The organism is Paenibacillus sp. V4I5, from assembly GCF_030817255.1.
Lineage (GTDB): Bacteria > Bacillota > Bacilli > Paenibacillales > NBRC-103111 > Paenibacillus_E.
On sequence record NZ_JAUSZB010000002.1, the window covers coordinates 3082752 to 3100559 of the forward strand.

General features: G+C 40.8%; 22 protein-coding genes. 2 read left to right on the plus strand and 20 right to left on the minus strand.

Features of this window, described 5'->3' with window-relative positions; translation table 11 throughout:
* Positions 1-460: 460 nt before the first annotated feature.
* The 6 genes from QFZ78_RS15950 to QFZ78_RS15975 form a co-directional block, all read right to left on the minus strand.
* Positions 461-778, minus strand: a complete 318-nt coding sequence (locus tag QFZ78_RS15950) for a phage lytic cycle repressor MrpR family protein (RefSeq protein ID WP_307548950.1) — start codon at positions 776-778, stop codon at positions 461-463.
* 165 nt (positions 779-943) lie between these two features.
* Positions 944-1162, minus strand: a complete 219-nt coding sequence (locus tag QFZ78_RS15955; protein ID WP_307548952.1) for a hypothetical protein — start codon at positions 1160-1162, stop codon at positions 944-946.
* Positions 1163-1294: 132 nt separating this feature from the next.
* Positions 1295-1639 (minus strand): hypothetical protein, encoded by a 345-nt coding sequence (locus QFZ78_RS15960; RefSeq protein ID WP_307548954.1) that lies wholly within the window; start codon positions 1637-1639, stop codon positions 1295-1297.
* A 28-nt stretch (positions 1640-1667) separates the two neighbouring features.
* Entirely contained in the window at positions 1668-2147 is a 480-nt protein-coding gene (locus QFZ78_RS15965; protein WP_307548956.1) for a GNAT family N-acetyltransferase, read from the minus strand.
* Between the two features lie 704 nt (positions 2148-2851).
* The gene (locus QFZ78_RS15970; protein ID WP_307548958.1) at positions 2852-4132 is read right to left on the minus strand and encodes a hypothetical protein; all 1281 of its coding nucleotides are present in this window, start codon (positions 4130-4132) and stop codon (positions 2852-2854) included.
* A gap of 351 nt (positions 4133-4483) precedes the next feature.
* The gene (locus tag QFZ78_RS15975) at positions 4484-5191 is read right to left on the minus strand and encodes a M50 family metallopeptidase (RefSeq protein ID WP_307555716.1); all 708 of its coding nucleotides are present in this window, start codon (positions 5189-5191) and stop codon (positions 4484-4486) included.
* 416 nt (positions 5192-5607) lie between these two features.
* On the opposite strand from QFZ78_RS15975, the gene QFZ78_RS15980 reads away from it, so the two are divergent.
* On the plus strand, positions 5608-6807 hold the full coding sequence (locus QFZ78_RS15980) for a hypothetical protein (RefSeq protein WP_307548960.1): 1200 nt from the start codon (positions 5608-5610) through the stop codon (positions 6805-6807).
* A 418-nt stretch (positions 6808-7225) separates the two neighbouring features.
* Here the strand turns inward: QFZ78_RS15980 and QFZ78_RS15985 are convergent, their stop codons facing one another.
* From QFZ78_RS15985 to QFZ78_RS16025, 9 genes are all read right to left on the minus strand, one after another.
* Positions 7226-7363: a hypothetical protein gene (locus QFZ78_RS15985; protein WP_307548962.1), complete on the minus strand. Its 138-nt coding sequence runs from the start codon at positions 7361-7363 to the stop codon at positions 7226-7228.
* Between the two features lie 674 nt (positions 7364-8037).
* Positions 8038-8544 (minus strand): hypothetical protein, encoded by a 507-nt coding sequence (locus QFZ78_RS15990; protein WP_307548964.1) that lies wholly within the window; start codon positions 8542-8544, stop codon positions 8038-8040.
* Positions 8545-8680: 136 nt separating this feature from the next.
* A complete protein-coding gene (locus QFZ78_RS15995) occupies positions 8681-9013 on the minus strand; it encodes a 1,4-dihydroxy-6-naphthoate synthase (protein ID WP_307548966.1) in 333 nt (110 codons plus the stop codon).
* A gap of 132 nt (positions 9014-9145) precedes the next feature.
* The gene (locus tag QFZ78_RS16000) at positions 9146-9772 is read right to left on the minus strand and encodes an ADP-ribosylglycohydrolase family protein (RefSeq protein ID WP_307548968.1); all 627 of its coding nucleotides are present in this window, start codon (positions 9770-9772) and stop codon (positions 9146-9148) included.
* Complete coding sequence (locus tag QFZ78_RS16005) at positions 9753-10058, minus strand: ADP-ribosylglycohydrolase family protein (protein ID WP_307548970.1); 306 nt, start codon at positions 10056-10058, stop codon at positions 9753-9755. The genes QFZ78_RS16000 and QFZ78_RS16005 overlap by 20 nt, the downstream gene beginning before the upstream one ends.
* Positions 10059-10173: 115 nt before the next feature.
* Positions 10174-10959, minus strand: a complete 786-nt coding sequence (locus tag QFZ78_RS16010) for an aminoglycoside 6-adenylyltransferase (protein WP_307548972.1) — start codon at positions 10957-10959, stop codon at positions 10174-10176.
* Between the two features lie 215 nt (positions 10960-11174).
* Positions 11175-11459 carry a hypothetical protein gene (locus QFZ78_RS16015; protein WP_307548974.1) on the minus strand — a complete coding sequence of 95 codons (285 nt, stop codon included), beginning with the start codon at positions 11457-11459 and terminating at the stop codon, positions 11175-11177.
* A 66-nt stretch (positions 11460-11525) separates the two neighbouring features.
* Positions 11526-11954 (minus strand): NUDIX hydrolase, encoded by a 429-nt coding sequence (locus QFZ78_RS16020; protein WP_307548975.1) that lies wholly within the window; start codon positions 11952-11954, stop codon positions 11526-11528.
* A gap of 195 nt (positions 11955-12149) precedes the next feature.
* The gene (locus tag QFZ78_RS16025; RefSeq protein WP_307548978.1) at positions 12150-12668 is read right to left on the minus strand and encodes a hypothetical protein; all 519 of its coding nucleotides are present in this window, start codon (positions 12666-12668) and stop codon (positions 12150-12152) included.
* A gap of 513 nt (positions 12669-13181) precedes the next feature.
* Here QFZ78_RS16025 and QFZ78_RS16030 point away from each other — a divergent pair.
* Positions 13182-13586, plus strand: a complete 405-nt coding sequence (locus QFZ78_RS16030) for a VOC family protein (protein ID WP_307548980.1) — start codon at positions 13182-13184, stop codon at positions 13584-13586.
* 193 nt (positions 13587-13779) lie between these two features.
* Here the strand turns inward: QFZ78_RS16030 and QFZ78_RS16035 are convergent, their stop codons facing one another.
* The 5 genes from QFZ78_RS16035 to QFZ78_RS16055 form a co-directional block, all read right to left on the minus strand.
* Positions 13780-14172 carry a hypothetical protein gene (locus tag QFZ78_RS16035; protein ID WP_307548981.1) on the minus strand — a complete coding sequence of 131 codons (393 nt, stop codon included), beginning with the start codon at positions 14170-14172 and terminating at the stop codon, positions 13780-13782.
* Between the two features lie 163 nt (positions 14173-14335).
* The gene (locus QFZ78_RS16040) at positions 14336-14785 is read right to left on the minus strand and encodes a VOC family protein (RefSeq protein WP_307548983.1); all 450 of its coding nucleotides are present in this window, start codon (positions 14783-14785) and stop codon (positions 14336-14338) included.
* Between the two features lie 135 nt (positions 14786-14920).
* Complete coding sequence (locus tag QFZ78_RS16045; RefSeq protein ID WP_307548985.1) at positions 14921-15286, minus strand: DUF2185 domain-containing protein; 366 nt, start codon at positions 15284-15286, stop codon at positions 14921-14923.
* A gap of 797 nt (positions 15287-16083) precedes the next feature.
* Positions 16084-17076, minus strand: coding sequence for an aldo/keto reductase (locus tag QFZ78_RS16050; protein WP_307548988.1), 993 nt, complete (start codon positions 17074-17076; stop codon positions 16084-16086).
* A gap of 59 nt (positions 17077-17135) precedes the next feature.
* Positions 17136-17798: an NAD(P)-dependent oxidoreductase gene (locus QFZ78_RS16055; protein WP_307548990.1), complete on the minus strand. Its 663-nt coding sequence runs from the start codon at positions 17796-17798 to the stop codon at positions 17136-17138.
* Positions 17799-17808: the final 10 nt, after the last annotated feature.

Genomic DNA, 17808 nt, shown 5'->3' on the forward strand with positions numbered 1-17808 from the left:
AAATATATACTTCCCGTTCTTTTAGAGCTTACTTACGAAATTCACCTCTACGGGTGGCTTTTCCTTTATAACCCTTGTGCAATCAATAATATATATGAATATTGGAATTAGAACTAAAGGCGCATGAGCAATATTTTCTTTCTCGACATATATACTTCTAGTCTATTAGACGAGTAAGTTCATGAATATGGTTCTTTCAAATATCCTGCCCGTTACTCCAACGGGCAACGGCAGCCGATCGTGTGCCGGCTGCCGTCATGTCGTGATTGAGCTATCGTATCCGTTAGTGGAATGATTTTTCTCACGAACTAATTGTCATTTTGACGATGGATACGGCTTCTTCGCAGAACAATCATCTAGCATCTCGATGCTTTTTTATCCTGAAATAAAAATGACCCCCTATTAAAAAAAGGGGGGGAGTCGGCAGTGGTGGGTCGTCGGGAAAAAGCTTAATAGAAAATTACGACGATGTCACAAATTGATTGCACCACTCCTCTCCGTATGGATGAAACGGATTTGTGGTCGCTGCCTTATATCCTTGAGCAATGCTCCAATCGATGTATGCTTCGACTTGTTCCTTATTTTTCATGGATCGTTCCGGACTTGCTGGCGCCAGATGATGGAAAACTGCCGAAAGCTCTTCGAGATCACATTCCGAAAGATCCTTTTGGTAGCTCTTTTCCATCACTTCGACCTTGTCGAATAGACGCTCGATGTTGGACCGTTCGTCGTCATTGACCTGATCTATGAAGCGCTGCTTTCTTTTATCATTGTACATAGATATGCATCCCTCCACAAGTCATTATTGCCAACAACGCGCGAAAGAAGTACAGATAGTTCTTCGTACTTTCATATGTGCTGATTTCTAATGTATTCAACATCAAACTAACGTTATCCGTTAGCGCAACAACTTACATAACAGTGTGTAATGTTCAATTGTTGTTCATAATGTTTCAGGCCAAATTTCCGCTATACTATTTCCTTCTATTTTCCCAAACTCAAACAGATCTTCAGCCGTAGAAAAGGATTGTGTACAACTATCGGATACCCGGGTTAAATAAAAGCCTTGCACATTACGACTGATCCAGTAACTCTGGTCCTTATAATAAAATTGAAATTCTTCTCCCCATCCTACTCGTTGTTTTAGCTCTTCAAAGTCCAAGTTAATTCACCTCATACGACAATTGATTTTATACAAATTCCTATATAGAGCTATCGTTTCCGTTAGTTGAATGACCCATCTGAGATACCGCAATGCAGCTAATAGAAAGTACAGTATGACTACCGTACTAAGTTAATCTTTAATAAAATCTTCAATAGATAAAATTTTTCCAAGGTCATCATCTATATATATATTTCTTAAGAAATTGTCTTGTCTTAGAATCTTCCACATTAAGTCGACCGAATTAAATGTCATCATGATAAAATGTGGATTAGAATATGGGATTCTCGAAAGGTCTTCTTCTTCGTAGTCACTGATAAGATTCTCAACATAATCATAAAAAACATGAACCTTTCCATAATCAACTGAAAATCTATTAGCCTCTATCTCACTAATACATACACTGTCATAATGTTCAATATTTTTGACATTTTCTAATGTCAAACTTTCATCACCAATAAGAATTATCCAATCCAAAACTCTCCCCCCTGTCATCCTAATAAACTCAACATGAGATAAATTCTATCGATGGGTTTCCTGCCTGTAAGGCTTCTGAACAATTACCGTTCGAATATTCTTTGATAACCTTCGTCCAAAATGTCTTCGCATGCATATTTTTTTCCAACCAAGAAACGCTCCAATTGCCTTTAAACATCTCAAACACTTTATGCGCTACTTCTTTACCAATTCCTTGTCTTCGATACTTTCTTAATATGAAAAACTCCGCAACTGAAACTTTAGGCGACTCACCGTCTGCGATTTCCCTAACTAAAACAAATCCAGCGAGCTTACCTGACTCCATAATAAAGAAGGGAAAACGCCCTTCTTCTGTCCAGTAATGGTCGAGGTACTTGTAGTCAAAGAGACCATATTCGTTCACATCGTTTTCACTATCATCTTCAAATTGACTCATATCGTATTGATATAACTCCATAAGGTTACGTAGAATTATTTTCTTTTCAAAAGAAACCTTGACTAGTTCCATACAAGTACCCACCTTATATCTAAAATTGCTGATAATCGACGAAGTCTATTATACCATATATTGGAACTATACTGCCCGTTAGCGGGGTGAAGGGACAACAAAGCTGCCGATGGTCCAGGCAACTTATGTGTTGGCTGCTATTCGGAGAAAATTTCGAACAATAACAAAAAAATAAACCAGAGTGGTTGTCTGGTTTGAGAGTAATCAATGTTAGATTAATTCTTGCCTTTTTTCGACTGAGAGAGCACTGAAGCCGCGAAAGACTTTGTTGTTGCAGAGTACTTATTACTTTGGAGGACCTTTGAAGCCTTTGAAGCCATACTGTCTGAAGATACTTTATTTTGTCCTTTTGCTACCATTGCGGAATCAAATCTCTCATTGGGATTTTATGGTACCACTCTAGTATATATTTGTGTCACTGGACGACAATGTAGGCACATTTGTGCATTTTTAGATGACACAAATGTGCCTACATAAAAATAAAAAAGCCTGATTTCTCAAGCTTTTGCCGAATAAGTTATGTAGGTATATTTGTGTCGTTGGACATTTAACGACACCACCGGAGCTTTCATCCTTCGCAGGAGCCGAAACCTGACCTTCTTCACGAGCTGTAAGTTATGCAACCTATTTTAGTTCAATAATATTTTATGCAACCACTCCACACCAAAGGAGGCACGGGCGTCTACGAGGGGTGAGCTTGTAATCTATATGCGAGTTCGCGCATTGGCACGTGCGCTTTTGGCAAGTTCTTTGGAGGAATGTGCAATCACCTTATTCGCATCAGTCGTTGCCAGGATTGCCATAAAGGCATCTCTTCTTTCTTGGGCGGTGCCTTGCAATTTTGTCAACAAGTCATTCGTTACGCCGCGACTCCTTTTGATTGTAATATTACTCTTAGACACGATCCATCTTTTTAGATTGTTAGTGAAGGCATGGATTGGAATGGCCATAAACAATCTGTCTATATTAATTGCACTATCTTTGTAACTATTGAGGAACGCTTCAAAAGCCTTATCATTCCCGACGGCTGGAAAACTATCAACATTAAGGTATTGTGTCAATTGCCTCGAAATTTTCGGGTCCGGCATCTGGAAAGGACCCCACGGGTCTGAAGTGATCGCCGAAACATTCTTAGGATGTATTAAAGTGGATCTTGCCGCAGTGCCGCCTCCCAGATGAACCGTATTCCCGTTAGGCGGGTTGCTCCGATCCGCGTTAATCACGGCATTGGTTTGTCCCCCGCCCATATCGGCGCCAGTGTTATCGAGTTTATTCCAACTCATCGTGATAGAATTTGCCGGGCCTTGTGCCGGATGCTGGACAGAGGCTTCGTAGTAAATGAAATTTCCGGCCTCGACGGCGGCTTTCATATTTTTTTCGACTTTCTGTTCCATCTGAGTATTCGCTGTGCCCGGGAATGCGAATAAATTTTGGTCTTCTCCCGGTCCGCCCAACTGGTCGTTGACAATATGTGCAGCCACATGAGGCTCTGAGTGCCTGAGTGTGGCGGCTCGGTGATTGTTCTCGGTGGCGCTTGCACTGCTTGGCTGGCTTCCGAATGGGTGGTCTGGACCAATAACTCCGCGGACCCCACTGCCTTCAGGATTCATGGCAACTCCATTCTCTGTGCCTGGCGTTACTAACGGATCGAATGTCAGTTTCGTGTGCCAGGTGACCCCGTTAACCGGTACGCCGAAGCCCAGAGAATCATTACCCGCAATTGCAGCGTCAATGTTATTGTCAGGCTGTGACGCACCGAAGAAAGTGGCGGGAGTGATCGCAGCTCTCTGAATAGTAGCCGTGGGAGATGACGGTCGTTCTGCATTGGCTCGAAGAAGTTGTCCGACAGCCCGGTTCCCAATCGTTCGTTGTAGCTGTATGACGTGCTGTGTGGAAAAAGGCTTTTTCGGAAACGCATCTTTCGATTCCTTGCCTGTAATGGGATTCGGTTTCGCCTTACTCTTGTCGCCTTGATGAAAGTTCATACTATCATTTCCTTTCACTGGAAATATCTTACTTATATTCTAGCACAGAAAAACATATATGAATAATCCTAAAATTGACAAAATCCGTTGATTATTGTGCGTGCGAGCAAACAGACCGGATAACCCTACCGATCTCTGCCCCAACCAACGTTGTGAAGCCTTTCCTTAATTGCGAGAGTTTATCATTTCCTCATAAGAACGAATTTCTTTCTTCAGTTCCAGGGTTATGAATAAGCCGACCTACATGCGGATTGTCAGTTGGGTAATCTTCCTAGCTTTTCAATTCTCTTTTCCGTGCTTCCAGGATTTTTGCAGTTTCATCACCCATGTATTACTTCCCCTTTCGTTGAGTTAAATCAATCTGAACAAATGAATCGCAAATGTTTTTATAGTTTTAATAAGATCGAGGAGTTTAAGATAGAGATTGTCGACCACACCCATATAAATCAAAACACTGTAACAAACTATGGTTATACTTGAGACAAAGAATAAGCCTCCCCAAATTCCCACGGGAACCAATGTCATTTGGGATAGTGCCGTTGCGTCACCAGCTTTTCTGTAATCTTGAATACTTAACACGAACACGTTCCATGCACTCTTTATAGAATTTACTATTGCTATGCTCATCACTATAAAAATTAACCATTTAACGTCCATACCGTATTTGATTAATAACGCCAATATAAGTAAAACAGAACCTGCCCATATTAAACTGAATAAATCTCTCAGCCATAAAACAATAGTTATGGCTAACATCATTGCCAGAGTCCAATAGGCAGTTACATATTCATTATTGAGAATCAGAAAAATCATAAAACAAGGAAATAAAGCTGAGAATGGATATCCAGATATTACGGTTAAAAATCGTCCGATCCACCACTTACTTCCTGTCTGCGCAAAGCCACTAGTATCCATGTTTAATTTTATCCGATATACCTGACCACCGGTTAACAGGGCCATAAATGCATGACCCCATTCGTGAAAAAAAGTATTTATCAAAGACAAATATTTGTTTAGGATGGGAATTTGAGTGATTACTATAGAGACTACAATTAACACGTAAATCAATATGCTCTCCCCTTCTATATGCGTTGATCTTTTTATCCTAATATATCAATACGATAGAAGGAAAAGGTAGTTCCGATTCCACTGCAGTCCATGTTTGATTCCTGGCACGCCAGCAATCGCCTCCTCCCTCCTCTTTGTAACTTATGGGAGCGCCCAAGCAGTTCCTTTAAACTAAGCGAAAACAACAGCAGCCGTCCGTTGAAGCTTTGAGAGGGTACTTTAACAGTCACCATCATAAAAACTATTAGGGTCCAAGTTCGCTATCAGGCAGTTATTAGACAAGAGCTATTGCGAGGAAGTGCTTAAATCATACAGGAGTAAGGCAAACGAAAATAATCTTGACAACCGAAGAACCATTGTAGTCTACTATAACAGATTTCCAAAACCTTACAATTGGAGTGAAAAAAATGAAAAAGAGAACGGTAAAAGCTTTATGGTTTGCATTTATTGCAACAATTTTACTTTATTCAGCCAATCCAGCCAATGTTTTCGCGGCAGAACCCATTGGAGCAGAAGTGGCACAGCCAACTGGGGCAACACAGCTTGTTACAACTTCAGATGGATTGAACCAAGTATCGTTTCAAATGACTGGAACACCGGTCTTTGCATCCAATGCTCCTGAAACAATTTGGGATGGTCCAAGATCGTTTGACGGTGTGGTGATGAATCAAGTAAACAAAACATTGTATCGGGACTATATGACAGGAAATTTCAGGTTCTGGTCAGTTCATGTGAATCAAACTGGAAAGAATGTTAATTTCTATATGCATGTATATAATACATCTGCCGATTCAGTAAAACTGTATATAAAACGTAGTGGATATGGGGTTGGGGGTGCAGCAGCTGCGTCGTCAGAATCTACAAATGAGTTTATGAGCCAGACTGGAAGTGGAGGCACGTTAGTTACCACAATTCCAACCGGAGGTTTTTACACTTATCCCTATTCGACTACAGTGGCCCATGGTCAAACCATGTCTTATATCGCTGATTTTAGAGTGGTAAATGTAAGAACCGGTGCGGATGAAAGGGTTAGCATTTCTGACGTCGTCACAAATGACGGTACTGCAAATATTAATACTTATGCTACGTCCACAAACATTGCTAAAACAAATTACTTATATAAAGATTCTGCTGATGACTACAGAGGTGTTTTGGCACATTCTGGCAGAACAGTAGATGTTAGAGTCAATCTCAGCTCAAGCAACAAAAAATTTATGAAAATTGCAGATAGTGAGCCGACGGCGTACCCAGGTGAGCAGGAGCGCTTAAAATCACGTTTTGATGTTTATGGTGTTGCATTCTCTGGAGGACCAAAGGATGTTGTATTTAATTCAAAATACAGAGGAGCATATTGGGTAATTGACTATACCTATAACATAAACATTACAAAACCAGCAGGATTCTCTGTAGTATCAACATATTATGGACAAGCTCCGGGCATGACACATGCGGGATTTATTAACTACAAAATTAGTGCACTCACGCAGTATCACTATAACAACAGTAAGGTGCGTGTAATTAATAACAATACAAACTATACTCTTCAGACAATGGTTCAACCTTCGCTATCACTTCCATTAGCGCTATATTTTATAGCGACAAACTAATGGACAGCTGACGGAGCTCGAGCGTCAGCTCGATGGAACCGAATTTCACGTTTTTCTGCTTGACGTTGAACCGTTTCCGTCTCGGCGGAAGAGCGGGGAGAACGTTAGTTCAATGAAACAGCGACAATCTAGGACTTTATTTTCTCGTCCTTGGCTGTCGCTGTTTCAATTTCTAGTGTCAGTCTAAAACTTATTTTATGGAGTCTGATGGTATGACAATTCGAAAAGCCGCGTCATCCCTTGATTGGCGTTGTACTTGAGAGATTCAACACGTTTATTAATGGCTAGTGCCCCTGCTACATTCACCAGAAATGTATTTCTGGCTGCAGTTCTTGCGCCACCTCGTGCTTCAGGTTGGACAACCTTACCAAACTCTGACTTTAATTTTAGTAAATTATCATAACTGCCAAAAAGCGATCTATAATAACTCTCTCTCAATTTCCTCAATTGTGATCCATTCAGTATTTCCGCTTAGTTGCTCTACTTCACATTCAGTTAACGGTTCATTGACTTCTGAAAGCATATCATAAAACACTTCAACAACGTCGTTCTTCAAAAGCTTTCCTCCTAAATCCGTCATATCGTCGTCACCACAATCCCATCGAGCAGCTTCTAGTCAACCTGGTTGTTATCTTTGTACCTGATTATTAGTTTCTGCAGGTTGTGATTCAGCACGAACAATCGGTAAAAATAAAGTCATCAACATGATAAACAAAACCATAAAGAATTTGCGATTCATATGTCCCACCTCATTGGATATCCTAACCAATTCGCTGGACCTTTATTAATGTGATCTACTATAACATAACTGCCTGTAGGTGATATTATGGCATGTTCGCTTCTCCTACAATTTCTTTGGTAAGGGCAGCGCAACATCAGCGCTGCACCACAGAGGATGAAAATGGTTAAAATCCGTCAATACTTCTACTACGGCTGGGTGAGGAAGGTCGATGAACTATGGTGCCATTAGAGCCCAACCGTTAGTCTGACTCCAACCATCACGGTGCATCACAGACTGTCGCACCCAATATGGGTATCACTTATGGAAGATTAATCCTTTTTGACTGGTTGCACCAGCCTTACTTTGTTTTTGGAAGAAAGTCGTTTTTACTACCACCCAACTCCTTAATGATCAAGCAGAGGCTCAGCCTTTTTTAAAAAAGTTGTTTCCTGGGTCTGCTTTAATTTGCCCTTTTTTAAGAACCAGAGCTTTTTAATTTTCATAGGAGTTTAGTCTCTATAAATCAGCTCTTTTAAACTTCTTTCATTGATTCCATTTTGAACAAATTGAAAACTTCTGCTGGTCAATCTTTGGACTCGGTCGATTATTTGTCCTAAATGATACCCTGTGTGTTCAACTAAATGATAAATATCATACATGTCGAGGTTTTTTTCTTCCATGTTCCCTTCTAAGTAATCGGTCATAACTTCCCTCCAGGTATTAAAGCGGTTAGTAATAAGTTGAATTAAGTCCGATGAAAAAAGAGTATTTTCATCAGGGAAATGATTTTCTATTCCACCTTCAACCTTATCGGAATTCGAGTATCTGATAATGTGCCTTTGAATGTGCTGTGCTACATGCAACACAATCCCCCCAATCGAATTGAGCTTCTCAGTCTCATGTTTCCAAAGAACCTCTTTATTCAAGTCATCCAAGGTTATTTTCAATTTAGGAAGGTAATGTTCACACATTCTAAAAATCGAAATACGCATAAATTCATGTAAATGATTGTCCATAATGACCGCTCCTTATCCCATGATTTGTTAATATTATTCAACTTTCTGCTGAATTATCCTGACCGTTACTTTAATAAGTAATGAGGAGCTGCCACCAAGCAAGCTCCTCCACTATCGTTATCCGTTAGTTCAATCTCTACCTGTAGTTATAGCCGCCTTTTCGTGGGAGTAATTCTTCAAAGTCACAAGCCGCAACTGCCTTAAAGCCTTTTGTCCAAAGGCATTCAAGAAGTAAAGAAATAGACGCCACATAACTATGGGGATTAAATTTTTCATTCGGTTCAACCTCAAGATAATACCTTGAAAAGAGAAAACCATCAGGGAAATCTAGTCTCTTGATAGCGTCGAAATCATCGTTTTTTATTAATGATAAATCTAATATTTCATTCTCAGAAGTTTCTTGATACAAATACTCGTATTGTACATCAGTATCAATAAAGATTTTACAGAAGAAATTGTTTAGATCCATGACTTTATTCACCACTCTTTAGAGAAATTCCAGCAATGATTCCATAATAAAAATTCACTAACTTACCGTATTATCCTGCCCGTTAATAAACAAAAGAGGGGCTGCCGCAAAGTATACCCCCTCAACTATCCTTTAGCTTAATAATTTGTAGATCTGGGTTGAATAATCAAGAATTAGTTCTTTCATTATAAGTGAATCCACCCAACGCTCTGGTATACATTCTAAACCGTATAATGCACCAGCTAATTGACCGTATACGGCACCGGTTGTATCAGCGTCGTTACCAAGGTTAACTGCTAATAGTACCCCTTCTTCGAAACTTTTCCCATGATAAAATGCCCATAACGCCGCCTCCAACGATTTTACAACGTATCCGCTGCCTTGAATCTCTGGAGGTTGCAGTCGTTTGTATGACCCCTTATAGACTTCATTAATATTAGCAACTAGTGGATCCTGTGCCCATAAGAAATCGAATGTCTCTGGATGTAACAACTCATCTTTATTCATTCCTTTAGCCGCAGCAGCAATCATAACACCGAGCAGCCTACAAGCATCAATACACTCTTTTGCTGAATGCGTAGTTCTAGAGCTGATACCAGACCATTTCGAAACCTCATAAAGACTATTAGAAAAAAATAACGGAACGGGAGCAAGTCGCATGATCGAACCATTGCCTGCTGAGTAACGGTTTTCAGACCCACTAAATGGTTCACCCGTACGTTCGAACCTTCGAAGAGCCTCAGCGGTAGCATTTTCCAATGTCAAAGCATTCTCCAGTTGAACTTAGATGTCCGGTACGATACCATTTCAAATACCGCTCCATTTGATCCATCGGATCAAACCCCATTTTTAATATCAGGCTTTCAGCCAAGCATAAGGCCATGGAAGTGTCGTCGGTCCAACCACCTTTCGGTAGTTCGAATACACCTCCGCCAATCATTTCTGTGACTTCCGAAAATGTCCCGGGTTCCTTAAACTCGACGGTCGTACCGATGGCATCGCCAATTGCTAATCCAATAAGGCTACCTTGAAAACGGTTGGTCATAATGAACCCCCTAGAAAATGCTTAATAGTCAGATTGTATCATAAACATTGCCGGTTAATCGCTCGTTAATTCAACGAAATTCAAAAAGGAGCTGCTTCAAAAGCAAGCTCCTCAACTATCGTTCTCCGTTAACGTAATGATGTGAGAGCATGACATCAGCCTCAGCTACAGCATTACGAAACAATTCCTCTACCAAAATGATTCGCTCAGCTATATCTTGTACAGTTTTCGCACCATATAAATTCTCCAATGTTAACACCACTTCAGCAGGAAAATCCCGAGTCGCATGAACCAAAAAGCAGTCAGCTTGGAATGGAGTATAGAGGATCCGAAGTACATCTACAAGTGGATTCAATACAAACTTCTGATAGTAAATCAACGACTCTAAAAAAAGCCCGCGTTTTGTATATTTTACCGCCCGGCTCCTTTGACTGAATATGCCTTGAGCACGTACCAATTGATTATGCAGTCGTGAACAGTGAGTCATATAGTCAACATTTTGATATTTTACAATACCGGCCTTATCCACCAATACAACAGGTACGACGGTGTTATCTTCATTAGTAAATGAAACTGGCACACTTTCACTTTGAATTGTCACGTCAACTAAAAGATAGTCAGATGTCTCCTGAAGGTGGTAGACCTTATAGCGATTATTTGTGGACCGGCCAGGTTCTTCATATGCAATATCCACTTGTCCTAATTGTCTCATGCATTCGTCTAGTTTCGTGAAAGCATCGTCTATGAATCCTTCTTTTGTGTAACATACCAGATCGATGTCAGAGTACTCGTCCAAATTTTTAGTTCCATCTGAGCCTTCTAACCAGATGGCTAAGATATATTCTTCACGTCCAAGATCAGAAACAATTCCTTCTAAAATTGTCTCACGGGTAATTGCCATGGTTATTCCTCCGCCGCCTATTTCTTAAGGATAATTTTACCATGCTGTTCGCTTTTTTAACAGTAATGAAAGTTTCTGTGTTATTCGAACTAAACTGCCCGATAGCTTAATGAGGCTGCCACTCGTTTTCGCGGCGGCAGCCTCATTTTATAGTTTATTGAAGTAACGTTTTCCGTTAGTTGAACGGGCATTTGACAGCAGTTTGTTCGAAAAAATCATGGTCCTGTTCCATCAGCAATCACACGATAACCTAACCAATTTTTCTTCACCCAGATAAATGATTTTGAAACTTCATTAACAAAGAATAATTCAGCTCCACCAAACGATGTGCTTCCTGTCACCTTAACTTGAACACTGAAAGCCTTTACTGGATGAAGAGAGAAGAATAAATGCTTCCTAACCGCTAATTCCGCCGTTGGATTGGGAAAGAAAAACAAATAAATCACTAACAATGTCGTGATGGATATAATCCAAATCTGCTTTCTCTTTGAAATCGACATTGTATCATTCCTCTCGTACATTATTATCCTGGTTACTATAGATATTGAACTTAGTTGAACAACTTATTATTCAATCCACTGTCTTGGTCCCACAGTATGGAAAAGATGCTGTCTTTCATGATTTAATGCATCCTCAATACGCTTACATGTGAAATCACTAATCGGTTTAGGAAGTTCATCTCTTGAGCAGAATCTGCATTCTAAAATTTCAGGCGAGCTTGGCTGAGGTATTTGATTATTATCGTTACTCGCAATGAAAACAAAATGATGCATGTCATAGTTCGGATCGTAATATATACCAGTTAATTGCCCAATTCCGACTTCTAACCCTACTTCTTCATGAACTTCTCTTTTTGCAGTTTCTTCCGCTGACTCATTCTCTTCAGCTTTTCCTCCAGGCAGATCCCAATTATTTTTACCATAGCTATGTTTTACCAATAATACTCTTCCCTCAGAATCCAAAATAACTGCTGCTGCACCAATTAACTTAGGCAAAGAGACGCCCCCTTATGATTATTGACTACTTAATTATAGACGGAAATAAGTGGAAAAAGTTTATAGTTCACCACGCTAATCTGCCCATTTGCTGAATTGGGCTGCCGAGTGAATCACCGGCAGCCTAGATATTTCAATATATGGAGCTATCGTTCCTCGTTAGTGAATCATCTCATATGTTTTTTTGACTAGAGCTTATCTTTTCTTTTCCCACCCTGTCAGAGCTTTTGTAACTTTATCTTCATAGGCTGGTATTTGGTCTAGCTGGGTTCCATGCCAATAGAGAACAAGTGCATTTGTTTTTGCCCAAACACTTGGAATATTAATGTTGTCATTCTTTTGCTGTTGTTTCTTAAAGTCAACAAAGCCTTTTTCTCGTTCTTCCTGGGATTTAAACGTATAAATCGAAATTCCATATTCTAACTTGCAATCCGCAGTAGGACCACAAGTAAAGTAATAGTTTTCGGGTTTTAGACTGTTTAAAATCCAATCGTCATTATTGCCAGCAAGAGATAGATATAGCCCTTGTTTCTCCATTAAATTTTTAATATCCATACCTGTCAAAATCATATTATCAGATTGTGTTGGTGTAGGGTTAGCTGCAACTGGACTTGGTTCATTCTGAGTGTTAATTTGTGTTTTGTTCTTATCAATGCATCCTGTCATCGAAATAATCATGACAGAGAGAAGAATTGTTGCTAATCTTAGTTTCATCTTTTTTCCCCTATTTAAGTTTACTTTGTACTCCTATAACGTAAAGATTCCTCAGATAGTTACAGTTTTTTCTTGCATATTTTTCCCATTATTCAGTAAAAAATTAAACGAAAGATTCAATGTTTAAAAGTAATCGTTGGCAATGCTCTAGCCTTACTGTGATTCCCTGTTTTTAGCAATGCGATTATTTCGCTAATCTGCCCGTTAGCTCAATGCCCAGCTGCCAAAACCGCAAGGCTATTCGACCGACATGAACTTGCTGAACAACTACACCAAGTTTGAGATCGGGAACGCGGCAACATCCATACCATATCGTGTACTGACGCATTCCGAAATCGAAATCGGGAGTAAGCCCAAAAAATGTTTAAACACTACTGACATACAGTTGTCAGTAGTGTTTTTTTATAATCGGAGTTAGTAATCGTAAAGGAGTGGGAGATAAATGCGAAGTATTTTGGCCCAAAGTGATATGATACGGTATTGTATCAGTTATTATAGGAAGGATGGTATCTCGTGAATTTTGCTTCTGTACGCATCATTACCGATGACGTGGATCGTCTCGTCAAGTTCTATGAGAAAGTCATGGGTGTTTCGGCGGAACGCCCCGCGCCCGTCTTTGCCGAACTCGTTGTGCCATCGTGCACCCTGGCGATCGGCCACTCCCAGACGGTGCAACTGTTCGGCGCTGGTTCCGCAGTGGCGGCCGACAATCACACTGTCATCCTCGAGTTCCACGTCAACGATGTCGATGCCGAATACGAGCGCTTGAAGCCATTTGTCGACGAGTGGGTAAAGGAACCAACCACGATGCCGTGGGGGAACCGTGCTGTGCTGTTTCGCGATCCCGACGGCAACCTGGTTAACCTCTTTGCGCCGGTGACCGAGGAAGCAATCAAACGGTTCAGCGGTAGGCGTTGACGGACAGTTGAAGTGAGTGAGGCGAATTTCGTAATTAGTAATTTTACTGACCGCTTCATAGAAAGAGACCATAGCAACGAGCTATGGTCTCTTCATTTTATCTAGGTTCTTCATTATTTATTGAGATTTCGCGACCCTCGCTGATGCTGGCAGCTTATTTGTAATTGTGCTATCGTGTCCCATTAGTTCAATCTTATAAATTTTCTTTGGTTTCTTCAACACTTAATACTTCGATTTGATTACAGAAAAAATGAAAATTGTTATCTTCATAATCATTTATTTTATATCTCATCTCTGACCATCCATCTTCCTTTATATCTATAATATTAAAACCTGACAACTGAACAAAAGTTCCGTTCGCAGCTTCAAAACATAAATCTTCTATTTGTTTGAATCTAATTTTCAATTTAAATGCTCTATTACCGCCTATATTATTAACTAAAAATCCTACATCAAGGACAAATACTTCCTCAAAATACTTATTATAATCCCTCTTGTAATGCAATTCCAAAATAAAAGAAATCATGTTCCACTTGAAATTCGGAATGTTTATTTGAATAAGATTAAAGTTTATTATCCCTTCCAAGAAAAATCACTTCCTGTCAAATAATAATATTCACACACCGATATTAACATGTAATGGATTATATTGCTTAGTAATTCGCAATTCTGCCAGTTAACGTAATAAAGGCTGCTTCGCAGCTGCCGTTCAACTATCGTTACCCATTAGCGTAACAGTTACCGATTTATTACTTGAGCTGCTCGCTCAATCCGACGATGATGCCTTCGGGACCGCGGATGTAGGCGAGTCGATTCGTGTCCCCGTATTGCACCACTTCGCCGACCAGTTCGGCGCCATGGGCAAGCAGGCGCGCGACCACGTCATCGATGTCATCGACGGCGAACATGATGCGGCGGATCCCGAGTTCGTTCACCGGAGCCTTCTCCGGCCCAGTTCTGATCGCATCCGGCGTGTGGAACTTGTCCAGCTCGATCCGTCCGTGGCCGTCCGGAGTACGCATAAACACGAGGGTAGCATGGACGTTCTGAAGGCCAATGAGACGATCTACGGAGGAGCCCTCGACGGTCGTTTCGCCCTCCAACTCGAATCCGAGTTGGAGAAAGAAGGCTTTAACGGCTTCGAGGTCGTGAACGACGATAAGGACGTTGTCCATTCGTAGTAATTTATTTTTTGTCATAGTTTTATCTCCTTATGAATTAAAAGTCATCATCTCTATTTAAAGCTGTCCTCAATTAAGTTTATGTCTAAGCGTCTCTGTCATAAAGTTATTCAGTTGCTGCAGGGTCTTATTCAGCTAACGTTCCCCGTTAGTTCAATCTTCTGGATTTTCCCAACCCTCGTCTAATACTAACTTACCTGTTTTATCTCTAATAAAAGCAGTTCCTGGCTGTGCATCAAGATATGGAATAATATCGGAATCACAATTACATATCGTGTTTACTTGATAAACGGAATGATTTTCAGGATTATTCATATAATCATCATCCTCATCGCCAGCCATAAAGCGCCAACCACTATCTGGATAATTAGAATTTGGTTCTTCTCTGTACATAAACCCAACCTTACTACCATCGACTGTTATCCTGTCAGTTGCTATACATCCTTCTTCAGATGCAATAAGCCTTTTTATCTTATCAGCAGGAATTTTATACTTTTTCTTTTTTTTAAACCCAAACATTTATATTACTCCTCACTTGAGCCATCATTTTGATCCACTAAGTATTCGCGAAGTCAATTGCGCTATCCTGCCCGTTAGTTTAACGATGCAGTTTGTAACGCCCATTTTTTTACAACATGATTGAAAGTTGGCTGAAGTGAATGAGATAATGATAATCAGTTGCTGCAGCGCACTTAATCAAAACTCTGATCCATCTGTGGTTTCTTGCCAAGATTCGAAATCCTACAATGTTGGTAGTTTTGTGTCATAATACTACAATGTAGGCACTTTTGTGCATTTTTTGCTGACACAAATCTCCCTACATAAAAAAATAAAAGCTTGATTTCTCAAGCTTTTTCAAATTGGTTTATGTAGGCACTTTTGTGTCATTGGACAAAAAAAAAAAAATCGAGGACAAGAATAATGTCGGATGACAAGAACATATATCGTTCGCCGCCATCTCACAAAAAAAAGCCGTCAATTTATTGACGACGACCCCCCTCTTTAAAATCTAAGTTTTGACACATAACGATCAATTTGTTGTTGGAGTTGCTTATTTTCTTTGCTTGGGTTCCATCATTAAAATCGTACTGCGAGCAATTTGGAAGACAAGCCAATGATCGGGGTTTTTGTATACTGAAAAGAAGGTAAAAGTACGGAATTTGCATTAATTGTTCTGTTAGTCTTGATCAAATCATCGAAATTTCCATACCCAAACTCAGGTATACAAAAAAGGAGCTAACTCAGGAAGCTCCTCAACTATCGTTTCTCGTTGAACAAAGGCTGTCGACAGGATCCGCAGCCGCCCCTCCTCGTCCTTACAGAGTACGTCTGAATCTCTCTTGCATCCGTGCCGGATACTCGCTTGGCAGACTGCTGACGCTATCCAATTGCTCCCACTGCTCGGTGGTAAGCGACCAACCGACCGCACCCATGTTATCTTCGAATTGCGCGATGCTGCTGGCGCCAATGATCGGGGACGTGATGCCCTTTTTGCCCAATAACCAATTCAATGCAACCTGGGAAGACGTCTTCTCGGTTTGCTGCACCATTTCTTTAACCGCATTCACAATTTCGAAGTTTTTCGGTGTGAACTTGTTATTGTAATCGAACTCGCCCTTTAGCCCCAAGGAGAATCGGCCGAAGTCCGGCTTTTCCATATTGTTGTATTTGCCGGTTAACAAGCCTCCCCCAAGCGGTCCCCATGGGATGATGCCGACATTCTCCTCCAGACATAAAGACATGTGCTCGCGATCCGCATCACGGCTTACCAAGCTGTACTGCTGCTGAATCGCGACAAAACGGGCATAGTCCTTGGCATCGCTATAGGCCAGTGACTTCATCAGCTGCCATGCGAGAAAATTGCAACAGCCGATATAGCGGACTTTTCCGGATGAGACCAGGTCGTCAAGCGCTCTTAAGGTTTCTTCAATCGGCGTTAGATCATCCCATACATGCAGATAGAACAAGTCGATATAGTCTGTATTCAAACGGCGAAGACTGGCATCAACACCATCCATAATATGCTTTCTGGAATTGCCTCTATCATTCGGATGCGGACCAACGCTTATGCCAGCCTTCGTAGCCAAAATGACCTCCGATCTGCGCTCGCCAATCGCCTTCCCGACGATCTCCTCGGAGACCCCTTCGGTATAAATATCAGCCGTATCTATAAAATTCCCGCCGGCATCCAGAAAACGGTGCACCATTCGCGCCGATTCCTCCGCATCGGTCGAACTTCCAAACAACATCGTGCCTAAGCACAGCTCAGATACGAGTACTCCACTGTTTCCTAATTTCCGGTATTTCATATTCATTTCCTCCTCAAAATGTCAAATACGATAGTTGCATTGGTTTGGATGTGTCCCGGCTACTTAATAAATTCGGCATAGGGAGACGCGGCAGGAGAATGTTGAATCATTTGAAATACAAGCTCTCGATTAAGTGAAAATGCTTCGGCCAAAACAAGGGATTCAACGAGTCCTTGCATTATCGTATCAATGTAAAGTTTTTTTACTATCTTTGCTTCCGATCCCTTTCCGGCCTCTCCAAAGTAAATGCTGTTTTTGCCCAATATTTCAAAAATATCGATCAAGCTTTGATAGGCTCTCTGTTCTCCCCCAACCATAAAGACTAAGTTTCCTTCTCTGGCATGAAGGGTACTTCCCGAGACAGGGGCATCAAGTTTAACAATTCCTTTCTGTTCAGCCAATTCAGCTAAATATCTGGAAGTAGACGGTGAAATTGTGCTCATATCAACGACCATTGTGCCCTGCTCCACATGACGATAAACACCATTATCGTCTGTTAAAACTTGTGTAACAGCCTCATCATTCGCTAGCATCGTTATAATAATATCCTGTTCTTTTACACATTCAGCTATTGAATCAACTACTCGAACGCCCATATCAGCAAGAGGCTTTGTTCGTTCGTTATCATGATCATATGCGGTTAACTTATAGTCTGCTTTATGCAACCGGGTCGCCATGTGTATTCCCATCATTCCAATACCGATAAAGCCGATTGTCTTCATATAAATCAAA